This window comes from Pseudomonas sp. VE 267-6A, assembly GCF_024126555.1.
In the GTDB taxonomy this organism is placed as follows: Bacteria; Pseudomonadota; Gammaproteobacteria; order Pseudomonadales; family Pseudomonadaceae; genus Aquipseudomonas; species Aquipseudomonas palmensis.
On the sequence record NZ_JAMYBY010000017.1, the window covers coordinates 60,437 to 84,708 of the forward strand.

The window sequence follows — 24,272 nt, forward strand, 5'->3', positions numbered from 1 at the left end:
GAGGCTTACATGCAAGACGACGATTTTTCCCTGTTCAAGAGCCAGATGCACGGCGTCAAGCCGATCCGGCATGATCGCGCCGACACCGGCAAACCCAAGGCCGACCGCAAGCAACTGGCCAGCCTGCGCCAGGCCGCGACCGTGCGCAGCGACCAGACGGTGATCGACGGCCTGTCCGATCAGTTCGTCATCGACGTGGGCCCGGAAGACGACCTGCACTGGAGCCGCGATGGCGTGCAGGAAAGCCAGATGCGCAAGCTCAAGCTTGGCCAGATCGGTTTCGAAGGCAGCCTGGACCTGCACGGCATGACCGTGGAGAAAGCCCGCGAGACCCTCTGGGCATTCCTGGCAGAGGCCACGCGCTTCGAGGTGCGCTGCGTGCGAGTCACCCACGGCAAGGCGGTGCGGCTCGATGGCAAGCGTCCGATGATCAAGAGCCACGTCAACACCTGGCTGCGCCAGCATGCCCAGGTACTGGGTTTTACCTCGTGCCAGGCGCGCCACGGCGGCACCGGCGCGGTGTATGTCATGCTCAAGCGGACCATGCTTGAAGGGCGTGACGAGTAACGCCGCGCTTGCAGCGCCGTCACAGCCGCCGTACCCTTCGCTTTTGCGATAAATCCCACAGGTAGATCCATGTCCCTGGAACAGCACTACACCGCGATTCTCGGCCAACTCGGCGAGGATGTTTCCCGCGAGGGCCTGCTCGATACGCCCAAGCGGGCTGCGAAGGCCATGAAGTACCTTTGCCGCGGCTACGACCAAACCCTGGAAGAGGTGACCAACGGCGCCTTGTTCAGCTCCGACAACAGTGAAATGGTCCTGGTCAAGGACATCGAGCTGTACTCGCTGTGCGAACACCACATGCTGCCGTTCATTGGCAAGGCGCATGTCGCCTATATCCCGAGCGGCAAGGTGCTGGGCCTGTCCAAGGTGGCGCGCATCGTCGACATGTACGCTCGCCGCCTGCAGATCCAGGAAAACCTCAGCCGCGAGATCGCCGAGGCGGTTCAGCAGGTGACCGGCGCGCTGGGCGTGGCCGTGGTGATCGAAGCCAAGCACATGTGCATGATGATGCGCGGTGTGGAAAAACAGAATTCGTCGATGATCACCTCGGTGATGCTCGGCGCCTTCCGCGACAATGCTGCCACCCGCAGCGAGTTCCTCAGCCTGATCAAGTAATCGGCCGAGGTTCTGCGAGCCGACCTGCCCAGGTCGGCTTTTTTCATTGTGAGGAGTTGCCATGATCGTCAAAGCACTGCGGGTTGGCCTTGGCCAGCTGATCGTCTTCCTCGACTGGGTCAGCCGCCCGAGCAAGCTCAAGCGTGATGCGGCCGCCCAGGCGAATGTCGAGCAGCAGGCCAAGGGGCTGAGCCTGTATCAGTTTCACGCTTGCCCCTTCTGCGTGAAGACCCGCCGCACACTGCACCGCCTGAACGTGCCGGTGGCACTGCGTGACGCGAAGAACAACGAACAGGATCGCCAGGCCCTGCTGGAGCAAGGCGGCAAGATCAAGGTGCCGTGCCTGCGCATCGAGGAAGACGGCAAGACCACCTGGATGTACGAGTCCAAGGTGATCATCGACTACCTGAACCAGCGGTTCTCGACGGTCTGATAGCGCTTGGCCGGCAGGGCTGCTCCCTGCCGGCAAAACACCATCAATCGATCATGGGCACATGCCGCTCATGCGAGGCCACGCGTTCCAGCCAGGCGCGAATCTTCGGGTAATCATCCAGCAGGAAGCCAGCTTCGTGGGCCACATGGGTGTAGGCATACAACGCCACATCGGCAATCGAGTACTTGTCACCGACCAGGTAGGGCGTTTCCTGCAACTGTTTCTCCATCACCTTCAGCGCCTTGTGCCCGCCCTTCTGCAACGACTTGTATTCATCGACGCGATCTTCGGGCATGCCCAGGTAGAACTGGATGAAACGTGCCACGGCAATGTAGGGCTCATGGCTGTACTGCTCGAAGAACTGCCACTGCAGCACTTGCGTACGTAAACGCGGTTCACTCGGCAGGAACAGGCTACCTTCGGCGAGGTAGTTAAGAATGGCGTTGGACTCCCACAGATAACTGCCGTCCTCCAACTCCAGCACCGGCACTTTGCCGTTAGGGTTCTTGACCAGAAACTCAGGGCGCTCGGTCTCGCCATTGAGGATGTTCACGGGACACCATATGTACGGAATATCAAGCAAGTGCAACATCAGCTTGACCTTGTAGCAGTTGCCCGACTGGTAATCCCCGTAGACCTTGTACATTGTTCCCCCCTCTCCAAAGCTGAAACGAAACCGCCGTCCATAGTTGGCGACTGTACGGTTAAATGCAATGGTTGCTGTATGGCAAAACTCGCCCTATCGCAGCGTAGTCTGAAAAACCCGCTTACACCCGCACAAGGATTACTGCATGCCTGACGCCACCTCTGCGCCAATGCGTCCGCTGGCCGACACCTCCCCCTCGGCGGTGGTCGCCGGTTTCATTGCCATGCTCACGGGCTATACCAGCTCGCTGGTGCTGATGTTCCAGGCGGGCCAGGCGGCCGGCCTGACCACCGCGCAGATTTCCTCGTGGATCTGGGCGCTGTCGATCGGCATGGCGGTATGCAGCATTGGCCTTTCACTGCGATATCGCACGCCCATCACGGTCGCCTGGTCGACCCCCGGCGCAGCCTTGCTGATCACCAGCCTGGGCGGCGTGAGCTATGGCGAGGCAATCGGCGCCTACATCACCTGCGCCGTACTGGTGGTGATCTGCGGGCTCACAGGCAGTTTCGAACGCCTGGTACGGCGCATTCCGGCATCGCTGGCCGCGGCCCTGCTGGCCGGCATTCTGTTCAAGATCGGCAGCGAGATCTTTGTTGCAGCCCAGCATCGGACCGCCCTGGTGCTGGGGATGTTCTTCAGCTACCTGCTGATCAAGCGGCTGTCGCCGCGCTATGCGGTACTGACCGCGCTGGTGGTGGGCACCGCGATCGCCGCAGTGATGGGGTTGCTGGACTTCAGCAGCTTCCACCTGGAGGTGGCGACACCGGTATGGACCACGCCGTCGTTCTCGCTGGCTGCGACCATCAGCATCGGCATCCCCCTGTTCGTGGTGGCGATGACTTCACAGAACATGCCGGGTGTGGCGGTGCTGCGTGCGGACGGGTACCAGGTACCTGCCTCGCCGCTGATTTCAGTGACGGGCCTGGCCTCGCTGCTGCTGGCCCCGTTCGGCTCGCACGGCATCAACCTGGCGGCCATCAGCGCCGCGATCTGTACCGGGCCGCATGCCCATGAAGATCCGAGCAAGCGGTACACTGCGGCGGTCTGGTGCGGGATTTTCTATGGCATTGCCGGCGTGTTCGGCGCCACCCTGGCGGCACTGTTCGCCGCGTTGCCCAAGGAGCTGGTGCTGTCGATTGCCGCACTGGCGCTGTTCGGCTCGATCATGAACGGCCTGACGGTCGCGATGAGTGAGGCCAGGGAGCGCGAGGCGGCCTTGATCACATTCATGGTCACGGCCTCGGGCTTTACGCTGTTCTCGATCGGCTCGGCGTTCTGGGGGATTGTGGCGGGGGTACTGACGCTGATGATCCTGAACTGGCGCAAGGCTGCCTGATCGACACGGGAGGGCCTGGCCCTCCCCTGCCCCACCCGCTAGATAGCGGTGGCACCACCATCGATTGCCAGAGCCTGGCCAGTGGTGAATGCCGCACCGTCGCTGCACAGGTACAGGACCGCTGCAGCGACTTCCTCGACCTTGCCCACGCGGCCGACCGGGTGCATGGCGGCGGCGTATTCAGCCTTGCGTGGATCGGCCTCGTAGGCACGGCGGAACATGTCGGTGTCGATCACCGCCGGACACACCGCATTCACCCGGATCAGTTTCTTGGCGTACTCGATGGCGGCCGACTTGGTGAGCCCGATCACGGCATGTTTGGATGCGCTGTAGATGCTCATCTTGGGCGCAGCCCCCAGGCCGGCGACCGATGCGGTGTTGACGATCGCACCGCCGCCCTGGGCGAGCATCAGCGGCAACTGGTGCTTCATGCACAGCCACACGCCCTTGACGTTGACGCCCATGATCGCATCGAACTCGGCTTCGCTGCCGTCGGCCAGGCGCCCCTGCTCGATTTCTATACCGGCATTGTTGAAGGCGTAGTCCAGACGACCGTATGCCTCGACAGTGCGCGCCATCAACTGCTGCACGTCCTGCTCGCGGGTAACGTTGCAAGGTACGAACAGTGCCTGGCCGCCGGCGGCCTGAATCAACCCGACCGTGTGTTCGCCACCGGCGACGTCCAGGTCTGCCACCACAACCTTCAGGCCTTCGGCGGCAAATGCCAGCGCCGTGGCCCGGCCGATGCCGGCGCCGGCCCCGGTGACCAGGGCAACCTGGCCGGAAAAAGTCATGCTCATCGATAACTCCCGCAACGTAGTGAGGACAATGGCGGGAGTCTAGTCATCGGCGGTGGCTCCTGGGCAGCATCATCAGGCACGCAGTGAACACACCATCGAACCGGGTGATTTTAGCTGCTAGGCTCAATCATCCAGATGGATCAATCACCATTCGCCACAAGGCTGGACCTTGCCGATTTGCCGATGCAGGCCTATCAACAGGGTTTGCCTTCCAGAGAGAACCTTGCCATGACTGACAGGACCAACCGCCGCTTCGTGCTTGCCAAGCGCCCCACCGGCGCAGTGACACGTGATGACTTTACCTTTGAAACCGTGCCTGTGACCGAGCCTGTCGAGGGACAGGTAGTGGTGAAGAACCTGTACCTGTCGCTGGACCCGGCCATGCGCGGGTGGATGAACGAGGGCAAGTCCTACATTGCGCCTGTAGGTATCGGCGAGGTCATGCGAGCACTGGGTGTCGGTGAAGTGGTGGCGTCCAGGCACCCTGACTATGCCGTGGGTGATACGGTGAGCGGAGCCCTTGGTGTACAGGATTACTTCATTGGCGAGCCCAAGGGCCTGCATAAGGTCGACCCTAGGCTGGTACCGTTGCCACGCTATCTCTCCGCCCTGGGCATGACCGGAATGACGGCCTACTTTGCCCTGCTGGAAGTGGGTGAGCCCAAGACGGGCGAAACCGTGGTGATCTCGGGTGCAGCGGGAGCGGTCGGCAGCATTGCCGGGCAGATCGCCAAGCTCAAGGGCTGTCGTGTGGTCGGGATTGCCGGCGGCGAGCAGAAATGCCGCTACCTGGTCGATGAACTGGGCTTTGACGGGGTTATCGACTACAAGGCCGAAGACGTACTGGAGGGACTCAAGCGCGAGTGCCCAAAAGGGGTGGATGTGTACTTCGACAACGTCGGCGGGGACATCCTCGATGCAGTGCTCAGTCGCCTGAATTTCAAGGCGCGGGTGGTGATCTGTGGTGCCATCAGCCAGTACAACAACAAGCAGGCGGTCAAGGGCCCGGCCAACTACCTGTCGCTGCTGGTAAACCGCGCGCGCATGGAAGGTTTCGTAGTGATGGACCATGTGGCCAAGTACGGCACCGCAGGCAACGAAATTGCCGGCTGGCTGGCCAGCGGCAAGCTTAAGAGCAAGGAGGATGTTGTCGAGGGGCTGGAGACCTTTCCCGAAGCGCTGCTGAAGCTGTTCAGCGGGGAAAACTTTGGCAAGCTGGTGTTGAAGGTATAAGGGGAACGACTTCGCCAGCAAGGCTGGCTCCTACAAGGAGGAGCCAGCCTTGCTGGCGAAGGACCGAGTCGCTTAGCCGCGAATTTCGGCTACCACTGCTGCCAGCGCTTGAGCAGGGTCAGCCGCCTGGCTGATCGGGCGACCGATTACCAGGTAGTCGGAGCCGGCGTCCAGCGCCTGGCGCGGGGTAAGGATACGACGCTGATCGTCCAGGGCGCTGCCGGCAGGACGAATGCCCGGAGTCACCAACTGCAACGACGGGTGCGCGGCCTTCAGGGCCGGGGCTTCCAGGGCGGAGCACACCAGGCCGTCCATGCCGGCCTTCTCGGCCAGGGCGGCCAGTCGCAGCACCTGCTCCTGCGGCTCGATGTCCAGGCCAATACCGGCGAGGTCTTCACGCTCCATGCTGGTCAGCACGGTCACACCGATCAACAGCGGCTGTGGCCCGCTGCGCTGGTCCAGCACGTCGCGACAGGCTGCCATCATGCGCAGGCCGCCAGAGCAGTGCACGTTGACCATCCACACGCCCATTTCGGCTGCGGCCTTCACGGCCATGGCGGTGGTGTTGGGGATATCGTGGAACTTGAGGTCCAGGAACACTTCGAAGCCCTTTTCACACAGGGTTTCAACGATGCCCGACGCACTGCTGGTGAACAGCTCCTTGCCGACCTTGACCCGACACAGCGCGGGGTCCAGCTGATCGGCCAGTTTCAGGGCGGCGTCACGGGTAGGGAAATCCAGGGCGACGATGATAGGCGTCTGACAGGCGGACATGGGCAGGCTCTCTGGGCAAGTCGAAATCGGCGCGCATTGTAGCCGATGCGCAGTGCCAATGGGGGCCGGTGATCGCGAATTCGCCCCCAGGTGGTGGGCCTCTTATACTTGAACCATCGACGCTCGTGTCGAGTCCAACATCACAGAGGCGGCGCCATTCGCCGTCGATAAGGAGAAGCTCATGCCCTGGTATGCCTGGTTGATCTTGCTGGTTGCCATCGGCTCGATTGTCGGTGGTTTGATGATGCTGCGTGATACGGCGAAGAAGCTGCCCTTGACCGAAGAGCAACTCAAGCGCGTGCATGAGCGCAATGCCGAAGCCGATGCCAAGGACGCGCAAGACCGATAAGCGTGGCGCTTCCCCGCCTTCTGCAGGCGCCGGGGGCCCATGCCATTTGATGATAAAAACGGATCGAGCATTGCCCGACCCGCCCCTCCTCAGGTCACTTGACCGCCAGTTTGTCCCGGTTGCGCTCGATCAGCGCCTGGCCGATCCCCTTCACCTCCAGCAACTCATCCACTGACTCGAACGCGCCGTTGGCTTCGCGGTAGGCCACGATCGCTTCAGCCTTGGCCTTGCCGATACCTGCAAGCGACGACTGCAGTGTCGCCGCATCGGCAGTGTTCAGGTTGACGGTGGTTGAGGCGAGCGCTGCGCTGACTGTAGTGACTGGCAAGTCGCCTGCGGCCTTGGTGGCCGCCGCAAACGACGGCAGCGAGAACGCGCTGAGCAGCGCGAGCAGCAGAGAAACAAGAAAGGTATTGCGCATAACGGTGGCACTCCTTGGTGTGTGAGCTTGCTAAGGCAGCGATTCCTTGGCTGCCTGAAGAACCTAGCGGACTAAAACGCGCAAATCCACCGTCAAGGGAAACTTGATTCAAACAAGATATGACAACAAAGAAAAAGCATATAGGAAAAGATACCGCTCGGAGTAGAATAATTTTTTACGGAAGGGTCGCACTTGTAGCGGTCAACTGATCCCGGACACCACCTTAAGTTCGGCAACCGCAGGCGTTAAACCAGCGTCGAACTGATGCGGAAGTTACCGGTTATATCGCTGTACCAAAAACTGAGCGATATCCTGCTGAGCAAGGGGCGTTGATGCAGCCAAAGGTCGGAATCCGCTCTGTCTTCAGGCTACGAAACAAACGCTCCGTCGGTGCGTTGCCATGACAGGTCCCGCGCCGGCTCATGCTCTTTGGCAGCGGTAGCGCCACAGCCGTTGGCGGAAAGACTGGTTATAGGGGCTGTCCTGATCGCTGTGGAGTAAAATATTCTGTGGGGGCCCCGTTGCTCATATGCCATGTCTATGGCCTTGATCACCAAGTCGGCATCGCACTTCGGTGAGAACGACCAGCCCACCAAACGGCGCGAATACATATCAATCACTGCAACCAGTTAGTGCCAGCGATCTTGCGTTCATACGTACCTGATATCGCAGTACCAGACTTCGTTCGGTGCCGAAACATTGAACTCCTTACTCAGTACATTTGACATGTTGGGACGTTCAACCGTTGCCTTTTTATAGTGATGCGAGTCTGGCTGTTTACTGAATCAGCTTCAGCTTGCGCACCTTGGATCGCCCGATCTGTATTCCGTCATCGCGCAACATAAATATGATGCTCAGACTGCCAGCTGCGCTACGGCTCTGGGTGAAAAACTCATTCACCTAAGCGCGTAAAGCGAGCCGTTACATCCGGCGTTCGTCTTTGCGGCAGTGTGCGTAATAGCAAGATCGGGTGACTTCAAAAACCGAGAACAACAGATCAACCAGCTCTTCCGAACGGAATTGATCGACTAACGCAAGTTCTCGTATTCCTCGGCCATCAAGAGCGCGGTAACCTTTTTCAGGATCGACTTTCCCCATTCCAAGCGATTGATCTCATGGATTTTTCGCTGATCAGGTATCAATGCTTTGCTGGTCGGAGTGATAACGCCACATTCTTACCGAAGCTGGCTCTTTCACAGACGCAGGGCTGATTATACCTCAAAGTGAACGGGATCCTCGGCGTGTTATGGCCTTTGTCGAGCACCACGGTGGCGCTGAGTTCAAGTGAGAGGCGAGCATTCTCGTCTAAATAGGTGTCCGATCTCACTAGACCACTACAACTGCAATACGCCAAAAAAGGTAAAGCGGAATAATGAGCACCCTTACTTTAAAGTGTCAACGATCCTGGTCGAAAGGAGGCTTCAAAAAAGCACTTGGAGCAACTAACAGCTGCCCAAGCACTGACGATGAAATGATCAAGGTTCCAACCGGCGCTGTTGATAAATCCAGTCAACAATCTCGCCCTCTGGCGTGTAACCGCTGACGGTTTCTCGCAACAAAAGACGTACTCTCGAATAATCATCACGCTCGATAGCGCTCAACAACTCGCTGAGTTTTTCCTTGAGCAAATCCCAAGGAAGATAATCCTCATGCGCACTCATAATCATAGGATGAGTGGTTTCAGAAACATTATCGCCAATAAGCAACTCTTCATAGAGTTTCTCTCCAGGGCGCAGCCCGGTAAACTCGATAGCGATATCACCATAAGGGTTGGTATCACTTCTGACGGTCAACCCTGACAAGTGAATCATCTTGTTGGCAAGCTCGACAATCTTGACTGGCTCCCCCATGTCCAGCACAAATACATCCCCACCCTGCCCCATGGACCCAGCCTGAATTACCAATTGTGCAGCCTCAGGAATTGTCATGAAGTAACGTGTGATCTTGGGGTGCGTAACGGTCAGGGGACCGCCGGATTTTATTTGTTGATGGAATAATGGAATCACCGATCCCGAAGAGCCCAGAACATTCCCAAATCGAACCATGGTGAAACGTGTTTTGTTGACCTGGGAAATATTGCTCAAGTCGTCAAAAAGCACGGGGGCAATTTCTCGACTCAGCGCTTGCAACGTCATCTCGGCCAAGCGTTTGGTGCTGCCCATCACATTGGTCGGCCTAACCGCCTTGTCTGTTGAAATGAGTACAAAGTTGGCAACACCCGCCTGCAAAGCAGCCTGAGCAGTATTCAATGTACCGATGACATTGTTCAACACACCTTCAGCGATGTTGTGCTCCACCATGGGTACGTGCTTATAAGCTGCAGCGTGATAGACCGTATTCACGTGCCAGGTTTTCAACACATCCAGCAATTGCCTCTGATTGCGTACAGAACCAAGAATGGGTAGTAGCCTTACTGAGAGTGACTCACGCGCTATACGCTGCTCAAGCTCACTTAAAATCATGTAAAGATTGAACTCACTGTGCTCGAAGAGCAACAATGTACTGGGCTTATGCATCAAGATCTGTCGCGATAGCTCAGACCCTATAGAGCCACCGGCGCCCGTCACCAAAACCGACTGGCCGCGAATGCATCGCTCGAAAAGGTCAGGCTGCGCTGGAACAGCGTCACGCCCAAGCAGATCTGCGATATCAACTTCTTGAATATCATCAACGTTGACGCGCCCGCTGGCCAGATCCATCAGCCCCGGTACGCTGCGTACATGAAGAGGAAAACCTTCGAGGTAGCCAAGAATTTCTCGTCGACGTGCACGGCTGCACGATGGGATGGCAAGGAGAATCTCTTGAGCACCTGTCAGGTCGACCATCTGCTGAATACATTTGGGCTCGAACACTTGCAAGCCGGAGATAACGCGATCGGCAATGCTGCTGTCATCATCGATGAATGCTACCGGCTGCATGCTACGGCCCATACGCAACGCGGCAACCAGCTGATTGCCGGCAGCGCCGGCACCATAAATGGCAACGCGAGGTAATCCACTGTCGCGGTTGGCGAACGGAACGTGCCGAGAGGTGGCGATCCAGTCCCCAAGAAAATATTGCCGCATCACCATCCGTAGCCCACCGACCATTATCAGGCTCAGCCACCAGTAGTTGAAAATTATCGAGCGTGGCACCAAAGACTGACGGCTGCCGTACCAATAGACCACAAGTGCAAGGATTAAAGCAGACAGACTTACCGCTTTCACAATGCTAATCAGCGCATCATTTCCAAAGTAGCGCATTACGGCCCGATACATACCGAAGCGGATAAACAGCGGTATGGCAATTACTGGTGCACTGAAGAACAGCCAAATATGCGTAGCGAATGGATTGACCAAATCATCAAATCCCAGACGCACTACAAACGCAAGCCAGAGTGCGAGCCACACCAGCACGACATCAGTGGCAACCTGAAGCGCGCGCTTTTGCCCCCTTGGCAGGGCCAGCAGTAAACTCCTTAAATTCTGCATACCGGTTTGATACACCTCACATGACAACCTACTTCAAAGCAATTCGTAACGCACCGCGGTTTACCCGTTGCAAGCGTCCTGCATCACCATCTTCAAAATCTCGCACGTCTGTTCGATCTCATCTGCTGTCAGAGTAGGATGAACTAGGAACATGAGGCTGTTTTCACCCAATTCCTGTGCTATAGGCAAACGAACCGGTGGGCGCCACCCGGTGCCGTCGAATGCCTTTTCAAGGTACACCTCGGAACACGAACCCGAGAAGCAAGGAACATTAAGTGCAGCGATCTCATGCAAGATTCGATCACGGCTCCAACCATCTTTAAGTTGCTTGGGTTCTACAAAAACATAACACTTGTACGCGGCGTGAACGACGTCATGGGGGAGCCCAGGTACCCGCAAACCTGGCAGCCCTCGTGCACACGCCCAGATGCGTTGAGCGTTGCTCAGCCGACTCGAATGCCAATGCGCCATGCGGCGCAACTGAATGCGTCCGATAGCGCCCTGTACTTCCAACATCCTCCAGTTGGTACCAAAGCTGTCATGGACCCAGCGGAAGCCTGGGGCATGCTCACGCTCATAGACCGCTTCCCAGCTTTTTCCATGATCCTTAAATGACCACATGCTAGACCAGAGGTCACGATCATTGGTGGTCACCATGCCCCCCTCTCCGCCAGTAGTCATAATCTTGTCCTGACAGAAAGACCACGCACCGACGTGCCCGATTGAGCCGACCGCTCGCCCCTTGTAACGTGCGCCGTGGGCTTGCGCGCAGTCTTCGATCACTTTGAGACCGTGTTGTTGGGCCAGCTCCATGATAGGGTCCATATCGCAAGGCCAACCTGCAAGATGTACACATATCACAGCACGCGTGCGATTCGTCAACACCGCATTGATCGAGTGCGCGGTAATGTTTTGAGTATTACGGTCAACATCGGCAAACACCGGAACCGCCCCTACGTTAACGATGCTTGAAACTGAAGCAAGAAATGTACGAGAAGTAACGATGACCTCATCGCCGCAACCAATGTTGAGCGCTTTCAGCGCAAGGTCCAGTGCAACGGTACCATTGGCTAAGGCGATAGCATGTGCAGTACCTGTCCATGCGGCGAACTCTTCTTCGAACTTTCGGCATTCACACCCTGTCCAGTAGTTGACCTTGTTGGACAAAATAACATCGCGAGCAGCATCAGCCTCTTCTTGCGAAAAGGAAGGCCATGGGGAAAAACGTGTATTCAGCATACAAAATTCGCTCCATAAATTCTGTGACAAGGATAAGTTCGACGCACACCTAGCTCGGTAAGCAATTGATTACTTACTACCAGTGAATTTGGGCATAGTCGCTTCACCATCGGCACTGATCCCTTCGCGCACAATCACCTTCTTGATCGTCAAAAGGATTATTTTAAAATCCAGCCAAACCGAGCGGTTATCCACATACCATACATCAAGCGAGAACTTTTGCTCCCAACTGAGGGCATTGCGACCATTTACCTGTGCCCAGCCGGTGACACCTGGTGGAACATCGTGCCTGCGCATCTGCTCTGGGCTGTAAAGATCAAGATACTCCATCAACAATGGCCGTGGTCCTACCAAGCTCATCTCGCCTTTAAGCACATTCCACAGTTCCGGCAATTCATCCAGGCTGCTTGAGCGCAAGAAACTTCCAAATGCCGTCATGCGGTCGGCATCCGCCAAAGGATGGCCTTGCTCATCCACGGCATCGCGCATGGTTCTGAACTTTACCATCTCGAAAGGCCTACCATGCAGGCCTGGGCGAACCTGACGAAACAACACGGGAGCCCCCAGATTACGACGAATTTTCCAGGCAACGATCAAGATCACTGGTGAAAGCACCAGCAATCCAGTAAAGGAAAAAACTATGTCCATCCAACGCTTGAGCATAATCCAAACCCATAATAGCTCGACGTAAGTTTCGCGAGCTTAGTTCAATTTTCGATTGCTATGGCAACTTGAAGCACCCAGCTGCACCTTACAGGCCCATCTCCCGAATCATGATCTGATTGACGGCGTGAACGTCGAATTTGCTCTCGGCCATTTTTCGAGAAGCAAGACCCATTTCTTTTACGAGGCCCGGTGACCGGATGAACTTCATCATCGCTTGCGCCAATTCATTACTGTCGCCAACAGTCACCAGATAGCCGTTGACCTGATCACAAACGGTCTCCCTGCAACCTGGGGCATCGGTGGTTACGACTGCACGCCCCATAGCCATTGCTTCCAACACAGTGCGTGGCGTGCCTTCCCTGTATGAAGGCAACACGTATACGCTACTACCAGCGATCGCAGGACGCACATCACTCAAGCGGCCCAGAAAACTGATAGTGCCCTCGGTCACCCATGAATCCAACTCATCGGAACCTATGGCATCAGGATTATCGTCGATCCACCCAACCAGCTTGAACTCAATCTCCGGGTGATGTGCGCGGATGGCACGCGCTGCAGCAACGTACTCACGCACTCCCTTGTCCCCCAGCAGCCTAGCAATCAAGAGAAAACTGATGGTGGGTGGCAATTCACTCACTGCATACCTAGCAAGATCGACACCAGAACCGTTGACTACCATCGAGCGAGCCCCCTCACAGAGCAACTGCCTGCTTTTGAAGAGCGCCTGGTCATCAGGATTCTGAAAAAAAACGCTATTCGCACCTTTCAAGGCAAAAGCGTAAAGGCGCTGTACCAGTAAACGAAGTAACAAGCGTTTTCGGGATTGTCCGGCAGGCTCCTGAAACGTGTAGCCAAGCCCGGTAATCAATGCGAATCGTCTACGCACACCAGCAAACCGCGCACTTAACATGCCATAGATGACGGGTTTGATCGTATAGCCCAGCACAGCGTCCGGCCTGATATCCCTCATCAAACGCCAAAGGTCCCACACTGTGCGCAGATCCTTCAGAGGATTCATCCCCACCCGATTTAGGAGAATATCGTGTGCAACGAACCCGGCACTTTCGATATTTTTTAGAACCTCACTCCCCGGCAGCAGACCAGGTGCAGCGACGTGCACGATCATACCGCGCTTTTGCAGCGCTTTGAGCAGATCACCTCGAAACACAAGCAATGACTCGGGAAAGCTGGCAATCAAAAGAAAATTCATAGGTCGATTAGTATCTGCCTTTTTTAAACAATGCACACTCATTCGTGTTGCCCTATTACCTTCAACAGCAGGTGACACTAGCAAGTGGCAATCCTTCCGAAGATCAGTACTTACCCCAGACGGTACGATTGATGTAATCTACATAACTCAAAACCACACGGACGACCTGCACAGAAACCGGTCCTCCGAGGTAGTCAGGCACGACAGGAACACGCTGTTGACTGCGATCATGCTGGCTCACCACCACCTTGACCGCTTCAAGCACGCGGGTGGCTTTCAGTCCACTCATAATCAATGTACCTTGGTCCATTCCTTCAGGTCGCTCATGCGCTGTACGCAAGGTGACCGCAGGAAGGTTCAGTAACGACGCCTCCTCGGTGATGGTGCCGCTGTCGGAAAGTACACAAAATGCAGACATCTGCAGCTTGATGTAGTCCAATAGGCCAAACGGCTTCATGAATTGGATCAGTGGGTGATCCAGCGAAATCCCCAGGGTCTCCAGACGCTTGCGAGTCCGGGGGTGGGTGGAAACAATTACCGGGTAATGATAGTGCTCAGCCAGCACCATAAGGGTGTCGATCAAATCATTGAGATTTTCAGGACTGTCCACATTCTCTTCACGATGAGCGCTGACGATAAAAAATTTACTTTCTTCCAGCGACATACGCTTGACGACATCAGATTGGTTAATCTTCGGCAGATAGTAATCCAATACTTCAGCCATATGAGAACCAGTCTTGATGATGGTTTCTGGCCGGATCCCCTCAGCAATCAAGTAGCGTCGCGCATGCTCGGTAAGCACCATGTTGATATCGCTGAGGTGATCCAGAACTTTTCGATTCAGCTCTTCAGGAACGCGCTGATCAAAACAACGGTTGCCTGCTTCCATATGGAAGATCGGAATTTTACGACGTTTCGCGGCAATTACCGCCAAGCACGTGTTAGTGTCACCGTACAGCAATACTGCATCAGGCTTTTCTAGCTCAAAAACCGCATCCGACTTGCTTATGACTTCCGCAATAGTTTGCGCCGCCGTCTGACCCGCAGCCGCCAGAAAATGATCCGGTTTACGGATGCCCAAGTCGTCAAAAAACACCTGATTGAGCTCGTAATCGTAGTTCTGACCGGAATGAACCAGCACATGGTTTACTTGCTTATCGAGCTCGGCGATCACCCGGCTCATCTTTATGAGCTCAGGGCGAGTACCTACTAACGTCATGACTTTAAGCATTGATAACACCTTGAATGTAATCCAGCTTCAGTAGTACTTTTTTCACGCCTTCGATATCTAGACGCTCGGTGTTATGCGATGTATAGTCATCTTCGTCAGAAATTTTTTGCTCACCCTCGACGAAGTACTTCTTGTAGTTTAGATCACGATTATCGGCAGGAATACGATAGTAGCGCCCCATGTCCTCTGCCTTGGCCATTTCCTCACGTGACACGAGCGACTCATATAATTTCTCGCCATGGCGGGTACCAATGACCTTGACCGGCGCCTCCTTGCTCAGAAGCTCCTTCAGGGCTGCCGCTAGATCACCCACCGTCGAGGCTGGAGCTTTCTGAATGAAAATATCGCCTTGCTGACCGTGCTCAAACGCGTGCAACACCAGGTCAACAGAATCCTCAAGCGACATCAGGAAACGCGTCATTTCAGGATCAGTCACCGTGAGCGCATCACCTCTGTTGAGTTGCTCAACGAATAGTGGAATGACTGAACCGCGTGAGGCCATGACATTGCCATATCGGGTCGCGCACACAACCGTCCCCCCCTCTGGAATCATCCTCGATTTGGCAACCATCAGCTTTTCGGCCATCGCTTTTGATATCCCCATAGCATTAATAGGGTATACAGCTTTGTCCGTACTTAGCACAACGACGCGCTTGACACCGGCGGCAATGGCCGCGTTGAGTACATTTTCAGTCCCTTGGACGTTTGTCTTCACCGCCTCCATCGGGTAAAACTCGCAGGAAGGAACCTGTTTGAGTGCCGCTGCATGAAAAATATAGTCGACACCTACCATGGCTTGTATAAGGCTTGAGTAATCACGAACGTCGCCAATGTAAAATTTTACTTTATCGTTAGCCAACGCAATACGCATGTCCTCTTGTTTTTTCTCATCGCGGCTGAAAATACGTATTTCGCGTACACCTGTATCGAGAAATCGCTTCAGTACCGTATTACCAAATGAGCCAGTGCCGCCAGTAATCATTAGAACTTTGTCATCAAACATAAAATCACCCATTAATTCTTCGCTAGGCATGACCGAACGCGTCGATCTCCTGGAGTCGCTGAAGGTCGGCTGCACCTTGCAATGCAAGTATTTGTCCAGCACAATCTCAATAGATAGTATTCGTGCGCGTCTCGAACATTGTCTGGATCAGGGCTTTCCAGCCCGGCACAACATAGCCAGTGGCCGTATTGAAACGCTGAGCATCCAGAGAACGATCAATGACAACTCGCTCATCGGGAACAATCTCGATGACTTTTCCGTACTGCGCCGCAATCAAATTTAGTAGCGCATGCTTACTGATAGGGTCAGCGGCAACATGATAGAGGCCCGCCAACTCCGGACGCGTCAACACATAATGTTTTATCACTGATGCCAGCTCGGCGGTTGGTAATCCGGAAAATATGGCGTTCACATACCCTTTGACACTACCCTGCTGTGAGAGAAACCAATCGACCAATGAAACTGAAGAATTTAGCTCATGCCCGATAATTGATGTACGCAAGGTAATGGCATGCGAATCGTGATGCAACTCCCCCAGAAATTTTGACTTACCATACAGATCCTCAGCGTCAGATACATCATCTTCTTTGTACATCCCTTTACAACCTGAAAATACACAGTCAGTGCTGACATGTACAAGACGAATGCCTGCCAAACCGCACAAGCGTGCCAATCTGTGAGGGAACAACGAATTGAGAGGTAAGGCAATAAGAGGATCTTTCGCTTCAACAAACTGCTTGATCAGCCCAACACAGTTGATGACAACGTCAGGTTTGACATTTTCGAGCGTTCTGACCAGTGTATCAAGCTCAAGAACATTAACATCTGAAATAAGTTGAGAGTGAAGGCGCTTTGCAAAGTAGCGCATGCCTGATGCGCTGCGTAACGTGCCGAACACCTCGAAAGAGGCGTCCTGCCCAAGGGCATTAAGTACCGCACTCCCCAGCATGCCTGAAGCACCCAGCACCAATACCCGCATATAACACCTCGAAAATCAAAATTGAATAATTAGGCATTCACAAGAGCTGCACCCTCCTGCTGGCTCCATCCCATGCTCGCTAGCAAAGGATATGCCTGGCACCAAGAACGTCAGCGCGTGCCGACTAGGAAGCCCGCCTCCGCAATACCCCCGCCACCCCCCAAGCTTCCTTGACGCGCAAAAGCAGCAAACAGCCTAAATATACCAAAAAGAAGGGCACGAAAAGCGGTAACCAATAATCTGCCAGTATGCCATCAAGCCAACGCAGAGAACAATAAGACAGCCCGCCTGCCACCCCACACAACCCTACGATATGCCCCATAGGAAAAAACAGACTGAACCCAGTCTTGCGCTGGACCAGAAAAATACCCACCAGGCAGTTCAGAATCGTCGAGACTACCGCTGCAACTGCAAGTAGAACCAAACCATTGCGCTGATAGAACAAGCAGGCAATGACTGCGTTGACCAACAGCGCAAAAAGCGACAAGAGCACCGGAGTCAATGTATTACCATGAGAAAAAAACACCCTATTCATAATGTCTCTGAGCAAACAAAATGGAAGCGCCAATAACATTACAGATAACACCAACGCTACCCTAGAAACATCTTCGCTCAAAAACTTGCCTCGCTTGAAAAGGAGAGTAACGATCTCTTCAGAATAGAAGATCATGTAAATCGCTATCGGCACGGAACAGAGAACTACTACGCGTATACACACCGTCAGGTACCTAGCGAGCTCCGCACTGTCGTTACGTGCGGCCACCGCCGCAATACGAGGAAACAGCGAAGCCGTGAGAAATACTAGAAAAACTGAAAGAAATATCAAATTCAATTTTGTAGAGTACCCAAACACCGAAATCGCTCCGACACCCAGTTCGGCCGCAAAATACACGCCTACAAATCCGTTAAGTTGCTCCACGTAAAAAGACATGACAGCAGGAAGGAACAGAAAAATGAATTCTTTATCCTTGAAAAAATCAAACCCAACGCCGGGTAGCAACGTTATGCTTTTGCGAGCAATATAGCCATTGATAAGAACGAGCAGTAACCAAGCCAAAACCCCCAATAGCAGCACAGATTCAAACTGTTCGGGTGTACTGAACAAATACAGTCCCGTACAAAACACCAGATTGTTGCCTATCGGAACGATGTAGCTGGGAATGACTACCTTGTTGACCGTTTGAACAGCATTCAAAAGCGACACCAACGTAGACAACACGAACGTCAACGCCATTATCGACAAGTAGTTTCCGGCCGAATACTTGACCGACTCGCTCGCCCCTGACGCAAATAACTCAGTCAACGGGTGAGACAGGAAAAACACCGCTGAGCTGACCGCCAGCGAGAGCGTGCAGAAAAAGAAAAAGGCCGCAGACAGGCCCCGATCAATAGCGAGGCGATCTCCGACCAACATCAAACGAGAGTAAAGGGGAACAATCAATACGGGGATAGCTGAATAAATAGCCATGTATAGGACAGAGGAAATCGAGTTCGCCAGAAAATAGGCGTCTGTCGTGCTGGAAACTCCATGGTAGAAGGTAAACAATAAGTCCTTGAAAAAACCACTGACCTTGCTTGCGACGACCAAACCTAGTATCAGCAAAAAGTGCCCATGCTTTTTCAATTCGCAACCTCATCGTACGGGCGCTTTAACTCTATCTCACTTGCACGAGGCCCGCCCCCCGTGTTTCTTGAGGCACACCAACCCACGAAAAGAACCAGTAATACCAATACGCCTGCCAAACCATGCATAATTTGGTTATTTGCGTAACTAAACACCAAGCCCATGGAAAAATAAATGAACAAGGGGCCGGAGAAAGGGTTATTAGCTCTAACCGCTTGTAGCCAAATACGCGCATAGAAAAACGAGAAGATAGGAGTAAGAAGCAATACACCCAGAAAAGTTATGTCTGAAGCAAGCCAGGAAAATAGCGAATGCCATTTGTCAAACCCCCATCCATAAGCAAGACCCACGCGATATGGGTAAGTGTGTTCAAGCACAGAACCATCCGCCGAAAAAAGAATTTCTACGATGCGCCCCAACGAATATGAGTTACCAACGAAATAGGTCCATTCAAATGGCAACGTTAGGCTCAAATAGAGGCCATACAATCCATTGGTGAAGTAACCCAGAAAAATGCCCAACGCAAGAGCATAGTCTGAACTTACTACGCTCAGGACCCAGGCATTATCATTCCAAACAATTAACGGGTGCACCTTCTCATAAATGTTACCAACATTGATCCCCGCTGCCTGATAGCGTTGACGCAATATTTCAACGAACATCAAAAACACAAAACAGCCCAAACCAATACCGGCAAGAACCGCTGACACCTTGATCCTACTACCTCTGGCGGCAAAATTAACGACCATGCAGAAAAGAGTTAGAACTACAACATCGCCCAGATACTTTTGCTTACCAGCCGCCAGCACGTTGACTAGCAAATACGTTACAACCACGAATATAAACGCAAATCGGGAAAACCGCCCCATCACTGAAAAATAATAAAAACAAAATAGCAGCACAACTAACGTAAGCGATTGCTCAAAAATGTTCAAAACATACATTATGTCGATACTAGCTTGACCACGCTCATACCCCTGATAACCGGCAACATAGTTCTCCCCAATACTATCGAAGCCGACCCCCACCCCCGCAGAGACAAAAAAATACCATTGCAACAGTGCAGCCGTTACACTCAGTAGCAATAAGCCTTGAACAAGTCGCTCGACACGACGATAGGCAAAAAGGCGCTCTTTTAAGAGATCAAGATGCTTTCTGTAGTCACCCCGCGCTCCTGCAAGAAAGCCGATAATAAAAAGGAGTAGTGCAACGAACACAAAGGAAAACAGCACCAGGTAATCGAGCCCTTGATATTCCATGGGGCCTACTAACAGACTAAACAATACAAAAACAGAATAAACGATATAAACATTCAGCGGGAGGTAACGGTAGCTGATGATTTTCATTTTTTTTTGAAAATCCTTTTATATGCATCTACCTTATCCTGACCATACAGATGGCCGATTTTCAATGATTTTTCTTGAGCCCGCAAAAGCCAATCATCAGTGTGACTGATCACACGTGCCGGATTACCAGCAACGATGGTGCCATCTTCCACATTTTTCGTCACAACAGAATTAGCGCCTACTATGCAGTTACTGCCAATATGTACATTCGCCAAAATCAACGCCCCCATGCCAATAAATACATTGTCACCCACACTGATTTCTCCCGCCAATTCCAAATCTGGGATCATTTGGCGAAAAGGCAATGTAGAGCCATCGTGGCACACAAATTTCGCACTGACGCTGACGAAGACGTTATCACCCAGCGTCACCAAGTAAGGCTCCGAGCTGAACATATAGTAACTCGAACCATAAATCGTGACTGTCCCTTTCATCTGGACACCGACTTTTCTGGCATAGCTCACAGGCGCATAGGCTGCATGAAGCATATTAAAAGGGACGGTAAATATTTTTAATAACCTGCGTAGATTCATTTCAGACTCCTGAAGCACCCAAGAACGTCGAGACGGGAGCAGCATACTTACGATAATCAAAACTTTTGGATTCGTAAGACTGTCGTTTTATCTCCGCTATTTCTGCAGGCGTATAGGCCATCAGCTTTTTAAGCAGCTCTAGCTCAAACCCACGATGAGCCAGAAACAGGCCAGGGCAGCCTGTATAATTTTCCAAGCTGACCATGGTGTTGGAGATTACCGGTGTTCCACAGCTTATTGACTCAGCCAGTTTCGACGGAAACCCTGCTAATGTCACACGCGTACGATCGCGAAAAAAAATACTGAAGTCACTATCGACAATTTGTGCCAAAACCAATGCGTGGGGCTGCCTGCCGTGAAAACACACTAGCCCACTCATTTCCCTGAGAGGCTCTGAGTGCTCCGGGAATACATGTAGGTAGTCTTCAGCTGTGATGCCGTAGATATCAAAAGAAAATCGCTCTCCCGCACTGTACAACTGATGAAAAAGAGTAACGCACACATCCAGACGCTCTTTGAGGTTGGTACGCTGCTTATTGACTCGACCGGCATCGAATGGAGAGCCCATATAAATGAATTTCTTGTTAGGCCGGTCACTACTGCGGGGTGGCGTGACGAAGTTATCCGTATCAAAAAGTGTTGGAAGCTCCACCGTAATTTTACGCCTGCTAGCGTAAAAGTCAGTCAGAAACTTGCTTGTTGTTATGACCCCATCAGCAAGCCTATGCACGAGATGCATTCGTAATATCGTATCGGTGTACTTTATAGCACGATAAATCGGACCGCCCGCGCTAGCGTCATACCATTCAGTCGCGTCCGACAGCATTTTCAGCCCCAATGACTTGCATAACGCCCAAATACGCAAACTAGCAATAGCGGGATAGTTATAACAAATAACACCCCTTACCTGGACATTACGGGCCTGTTTTAAGAAGGACAAAATACCCGGCAACCCCACGATGTACCTAATCCAGGCCAGCGTTCCTTTTGGATATGGCACGCTCCAGCATTCAAAACCGAAGCAATCGTTACGTCGCAGGCCATTGCCCCGCTCAGTACAGCTATCGACACCCAGAAAAACAACATCGTAATCCAAGTCACGTAAAATTTTTCCGTTGGCCATCACACGATGCGCAGCGGCATTTCGGTCAGGGAGCTCAAAACCGCCAATGTATATTATTGTGCCCTTGCTCATACCAAGCCTAGATCCTGATCGCCTAGCGTTAATCATCGACTAACGCAAAATTAATTACGCCATAAGCCGCGTAGCATAGACGCCCTCAACGGAGGTCAGCAGCGTGCTTGAAGAAATCAATGTACCATGGCATCGCTTTCTGGATGCCACGCTGAATATCAAAGACAGGGGAGTATCCCAAGTGGCGACGTGCCTTATTGATATCCGCTTGAGAATGTCGAACATCCCCTTCACGAAAGCCGCGGTAAATTGCAGACTTCGTATATGAAATTCCATTTTCCCCAAGTGCCTTAGTCAGATAGCCGTACAACTCATTCAACGACGTCCTATTTCCGAGCGCAACATTGTAAACTTGATTTTTTGCGCTCGCCTGCGCTGTGGCTGCTAGCAAATTCATTTGCACGACATTTTCAATGAAACAGAAATCACGACTGGTTTCGCCGTCACCGTTCATGAAAAGATCTTCTTGATTTATCATTGCCGCAGTCCACTTGGGAATCACCGCCGCATAAGCACCATTGGGATCCTGGCGTTTTCCAAACACATTGAAATAACGCAAACCAATGGTATTGAAGCCATAGCAGCGCGAGAACACGTCGGCATACAGTTCGTTTACGTACTTGGTGACGGCGTAGGGCGAAAGCGGCTTACCAATTACATCCTCTACCTTGGGAAGCCCCGGATGATCTCCGTAGGTTGAGCTGCTTGCGGCATACGTCATACTTTTAACGCTGGCATCCCGAGCTGCGACCAGCATGTTCAAGAACCCGTCAATGTTGGCTCCGTTCGTTGTGATTGGATCATTGATCGAACGAGGGACCGAGCCCAATGCCGCCTGGTGAAGCACATAATCGACACCACTGCACGCCTTATGACAATCGTCTAGGTTGCGTATGTCGCCTTCGATAAAAGAGAACCGCAGCCACTGCTCTTGGCTTACGCTGGCCTGTACTTCATCCAAATTGCGTTGGTGGCCGGTGGAAAAATTATCCAGCCCCACAACACATTGATCAAGCGTGAGCAAAGTTTCCAGCAAATTGGAACCAATAAAGCCAGCCACGCCGGTGATCAGCCAAATTTTTGGGGCTACAGGCAATGTACTTAGCAATGTTTCATAAGATGTCATACGGTGAGCGAACCTCATGATATAAAAATGCAAAAAGAGGGACTCCCCCCTCTCCGTCTATATAGACGTTTAATAGCTAGTTTTACAATCTTAGGTCAGATTCTTCGGCAGTTAGTAGGTACTTAAGATCGTAAAGTACATGTTGTTCCTTACCAAACCGTCGAATCTCCGCAGCTCCCATATCCTTGAACTGATGGTGCGCAACTGCCAAGATAATACCGTCGTACGCTCTAAGTGTCGGCTCCGAAATAGGAGTAATACCATATTCATGCTCCGCCTGGTCCGTGGCGACCCAAGGGTCATAGACATCGACTTCGATATTGTAGTCAGACAGCTCAGCCACGATATCAACTACCTTGGTGTTACGTAGATCAGGACAGTTTTCTTTGAAGGTTAATCCCATTACAAGAACACGCGCCCCATCCACATGAATACGTCGTTTGAGCATACACTTGATGAGTTGCGAAGCCACATAACTGCTCATACCATCATTCAGCCGGCGACCGGCTAGAATAATCTCAGGATGGTAGCCAATAGCCTGCGCCTTGTGTGTCAGATAGTACGGATCCACGCCGATACAATGTCCGCCTACCAGGCCGGGCCGGAATGGAAGGAAATTCCATTTGGTTCCAGCAGCCTGCAAGACCGCTTCGGTGTCGATGCCCATCTTGTTAAAGATAATGGCCAACTCATTGATCAACGCAATGTTCAGATCTCGCTGAGTGTTCTCAATAACTTTGGCGGCTTCGGCAACCCTAATGCTACTAGCCTTGTGTGTGCCCACCGTGATGATCTGGTTGTAAAGCGCATCCACGATATCAGCTACCAAAGGGGTGGATCCGGCAGTAACTTTCTTGATCGTTGTAACCCGATGCTCCTTATCACCCGGGTTAATGCGCTCCGGACTGTAGCCCGCATAGAAGTCTACGTTGAACATCAAACCGGACACACGCTCCAGTACAGGAACACAGTCCTCTTCGGTAGCGCCAGGATAAACAGTGGATTCATAAATCACGATATCATCCGCCTTAAGGACGGCACCGATAGTCTCCGAAGCCTTGATAAGGGGGGTCAGATCAGGGCGGTTATGCTCGTCGATTGGAGTAGGTACAGTAACGATATAAACGTTGCACGCCTCGAGTGCTTGAATATCCCAACTAAACTCTAGACCGCTTGCATTGCTTAGTTCGTCATCTGCAACTTCAAGTGTGGCATCATGCCCTGCGCGCAGGGCCTCGATTCGCCGCTTGTCAATATCAAATCCAACTACGCTACGCTTCTTGCCAAACTCGACAGCTAACGGCAAGCCAACATAACCTAACCCTATAATGGCCAGCTTTACTTCTTCCAGAGTATGCATAAAATACGCCTGATCATAATCCTGTGATGGGCTCGGATCACTATTAACCGCGATGGCGCCCGGACTTCACCGCTTACCCCAGGGCCCCCATGCCCCGCTTTCCGCGAACTCCC

23 protein-coding genes are annotated in these 24,272 nt (G+C 53.0%); 6 read left to right on the forward strand and 17 right to left on the reverse strand.

The window, feature by feature from the left end; all coding sequences use genetic code 11:
- The first annotated feature begins 9 nt into the window (after window positions 1-9).
- The 3 genes from NJH59_RS19640 to NJH59_RS19650 all read left to right on the forward strand — a co-directional run bounded on the left by NJH59_RS19640 (window position 10) and on the right by NJH59_RS19650 (window position 1,615).
- Entirely contained in the window at window positions 10-567 is a 558-nt protein-coding gene (locus tag NJH59_RS19640) for a Smr/MutS family protein (RefSeq protein ID WP_043862702.1), read from the forward strand.
- 69 nt (window positions 568-636) lie between these two features.
- Entirely contained in the window at window positions 637-1,182 is a 546-nt protein-coding gene (folE, locus tag NJH59_RS19645; protein WP_054915843.1) for a GTP cyclohydrolase I FolE, read from the forward strand.
- Between the two features lie 61 nt (window positions 1,183-1,243).
- The gene (locus NJH59_RS19650; protein WP_253087200.1) at window positions 1,244-1,615 is read left to right on the forward strand and encodes a glutathione S-transferase N-terminal domain-containing protein; all 372 of its coding nucleotides are present in this window, start codon (window positions 1,244-1,246) and stop codon (window positions 1,613-1,615) included.
- A gap of 43 nt (window positions 1,616-1,658) precedes the next feature.
- Here the strand turns inward: NJH59_RS19650 and NJH59_RS19655 are convergent, their stop codons facing one another.
- Window positions 1,659-2,261: a glutathione S-transferase family protein gene (locus tag NJH59_RS19655; RefSeq protein WP_100634492.1), complete on the reverse strand. Its 603-nt coding sequence runs from the start codon at window positions 2,259-2,261 to the stop codon at window positions 1,659-1,661.
- 145 nt (window positions 2,262-2,406) lie between these two features.
- Between NJH59_RS19655 and NJH59_RS19660 the strand changes: the two genes are divergently transcribed.
- Window positions 2,407-3,600: a benzoate/H(+) symporter BenE family transporter gene (locus NJH59_RS19660; RefSeq protein ID WP_253087201.1), complete on the forward strand. Its 1,194-nt coding sequence runs from the start codon at window positions 2,407-2,409 to the stop codon at window positions 3,598-3,600.
- A 38-nt stretch (window positions 3,601-3,638) separates the two neighbouring features.
- On the opposite strand, the gene NJH59_RS19665 is transcribed toward NJH59_RS19660, so the two are convergent.
- Window positions 3,639-4,400, reverse strand: a complete 762-nt coding sequence (locus NJH59_RS19665; protein ID WP_253087202.1) for an SDR family oxidoreductase — start codon at window positions 4,398-4,400, stop codon at window positions 3,639-3,641.
- A 228-nt stretch (window positions 4,401-4,628) separates the two neighbouring features.
- Between NJH59_RS19665 and NJH59_RS19670 the strand changes: the two genes are divergently transcribed.
- Window positions 4,629-5,633 (forward strand): NADP-dependent oxidoreductase, encoded by a 1,005-nt coding sequence (locus tag NJH59_RS19670; RefSeq protein WP_253087203.1) that lies wholly within the window; start codon window positions 4,629-4,631, stop codon window positions 5,631-5,633.
- Between the two features lie 72 nt (window positions 5,634-5,705).
- On the opposite strand, the gene pyrF is transcribed toward NJH59_RS19670, so the two are convergent.
- The gene (gene pyrF / locus NJH59_RS19675) at window positions 5,706-6,407 is read right to left on the reverse strand and encodes an orotidine-5'-phosphate decarboxylase (protein WP_054915847.1); all 702 of its coding nucleotides are present in this window, start codon (window positions 6,405-6,407) and stop codon (window positions 5,706-5,708) included.
- A gap of 181 nt (window positions 6,408-6,588) precedes the next feature.
- On the opposite strand from pyrF, the gene NJH59_RS19680 reads away from it, so the two are divergent.
- Window positions 6,589-6,756, forward strand: a complete 168-nt coding sequence (locus NJH59_RS19680; RefSeq protein ID WP_078479756.1) for a DUF2897 family protein — start codon at window positions 6,589-6,591, stop codon at window positions 6,754-6,756.
- 94 nt (window positions 6,757-6,850) lie between these two features.
- Here the strand turns inward: NJH59_RS19680 and NJH59_RS19685 are convergent, their stop codons facing one another.
- The 14 genes from NJH59_RS19685 to tviB all read right to left on the reverse strand — a co-directional run bounded on the left by NJH59_RS19685 (window position 6,851) and on the right by tviB (window position 24,159).
- A complete protein-coding gene (locus tag NJH59_RS19685; protein WP_043862694.1) occupies window positions 6,851-7,177 on the reverse strand; it encodes a helix-hairpin-helix domain-containing protein in 327 nt (108 codons plus the stop codon).
- Window positions 7,178-8,652: 1,475 nt separating this feature from the next.
- The gene (locus tag NJH59_RS19690) at window positions 8,653-10,647 is read right to left on the reverse strand and encodes a nucleoside-diphosphate sugar epimerase/dehydratase (RefSeq protein ID WP_253087204.1); all 1,995 of its coding nucleotides are present in this window, start codon (window positions 10,645-10,647) and stop codon (window positions 8,653-8,655) included.
- A 60-nt stretch (window positions 10,648-10,707) separates the two neighbouring features.
- A complete protein-coding gene (locus NJH59_RS19695; protein ID WP_253087205.1) occupies window positions 10,708-11,886 on the reverse strand; it encodes a DegT/DnrJ/EryC1/StrS aminotransferase family protein in 1,179 nt (392 codons plus the stop codon).
- A gap of 69 nt (window positions 11,887-11,955) precedes the next feature.
- Window positions 11,956-12,549, reverse strand: coding sequence for a sugar transferase (locus tag NJH59_RS19700; RefSeq protein WP_253087206.1), 594 nt, complete (start codon window positions 12,547-12,549; stop codon window positions 11,956-11,958).
- A gap of 88 nt (window positions 12,550-12,637) precedes the next feature.
- Window positions 12,638-13,804, reverse strand: coding sequence for a glycosyltransferase family 4 protein (locus tag NJH59_RS19705; protein WP_253087207.1), 1,167 nt, complete (start codon window positions 13,802-13,804; stop codon window positions 12,638-12,640).
- Window positions 13,805-13,865: 61 nt separating this feature from the next.
- A complete protein-coding gene (wecB, locus tag NJH59_RS19710) occupies window positions 13,866-14,993 on the reverse strand; it encodes a non-hydrolyzing UDP-N-acetylglucosamine 2-epimerase (protein ID WP_253087208.1) in 1,128 nt (375 codons plus the stop codon).
- The gene (locus NJH59_RS19715; protein WP_253087226.1) at window positions 14,986-15,996 is read right to left on the reverse strand and encodes a polysaccharide biosynthesis protein; all 1,011 of its coding nucleotides are present in this window, start codon (window positions 15,994-15,996) and stop codon (window positions 14,986-14,988) included. Before NJH59_RS19715 ends, wecB begins: the two co-directional genes overlap by 8 nt.
- Before the next feature lie 106 nt (window positions 15,997-16,102).
- On the reverse strand, window positions 16,103-16,975 hold the full coding sequence (locus tag NJH59_RS19720) for an SDR family oxidoreductase (protein WP_253087209.1): 873 nt from the start codon (window positions 16,973-16,975) through the stop codon (window positions 16,103-16,105).
- 124 nt (window positions 16,976-17,099) lie between these two features.
- On the reverse strand, window positions 17,100-18,599 hold the full coding sequence (gene murJ, locus NJH59_RS19725; RefSeq protein WP_253087210.1) for a murein biosynthesis integral membrane protein MurJ: 1,500 nt from the start codon (window positions 18,597-18,599) through the stop codon (window positions 17,100-17,102).
- Window positions 18,596-19,945 (reverse strand): hypothetical protein, encoded by a 1,350-nt coding sequence (locus tag NJH59_RS19730; protein ID WP_253087211.1) that lies wholly within the window; start codon window positions 19,943-19,945, stop codon window positions 18,596-18,598. The genes murJ and NJH59_RS19730 overlap by 4 nt, the downstream gene beginning before the upstream one ends.
- The gene (locus NJH59_RS19735) at window positions 19,942-20,478 is read right to left on the reverse strand and encodes an acyltransferase (protein WP_253087212.1); all 537 of its coding nucleotides are present in this window, start codon (window positions 20,476-20,478) and stop codon (window positions 19,942-19,944) included. The genes NJH59_RS19730 and NJH59_RS19735 overlap by 4 nt, the downstream gene beginning before the upstream one ends.
- Before the next feature lies 1 nt (window position 20,479).
- On the reverse strand, window positions 20,480-21,673 hold the full coding sequence (locus tag NJH59_RS19740) for a hypothetical protein (protein ID WP_253087213.1): 1,194 nt from the start codon (window positions 21,671-21,673) through the stop codon (window positions 20,480-20,482).
- Between the two features lie 85 nt (window positions 21,674-21,758).
- Window positions 21,759-22,799 carry an NAD-dependent epimerase/dehydratase family protein gene (locus NJH59_RS19745; protein WP_253087214.1) on the reverse strand — a complete coding sequence of 347 codons (1,041 nt, stop codon included), beginning with the start codon at window positions 22,797-22,799 and terminating at the stop codon, window positions 21,759-21,761.
- A gap of 82 nt (window positions 22,800-22,881) precedes the next feature.
- Window positions 22,882-24,159, reverse strand: a complete 1,278-nt coding sequence (gene tviB, locus NJH59_RS19750; protein WP_253087215.1) for a Vi polysaccharide biosynthesis UDP-N-acetylglucosamine C-6 dehydrogenase TviB — start codon at window positions 24,157-24,159, stop codon at window positions 22,882-22,884.
- Window positions 24,160-24,272: the final 113 nt, after the last annotated feature.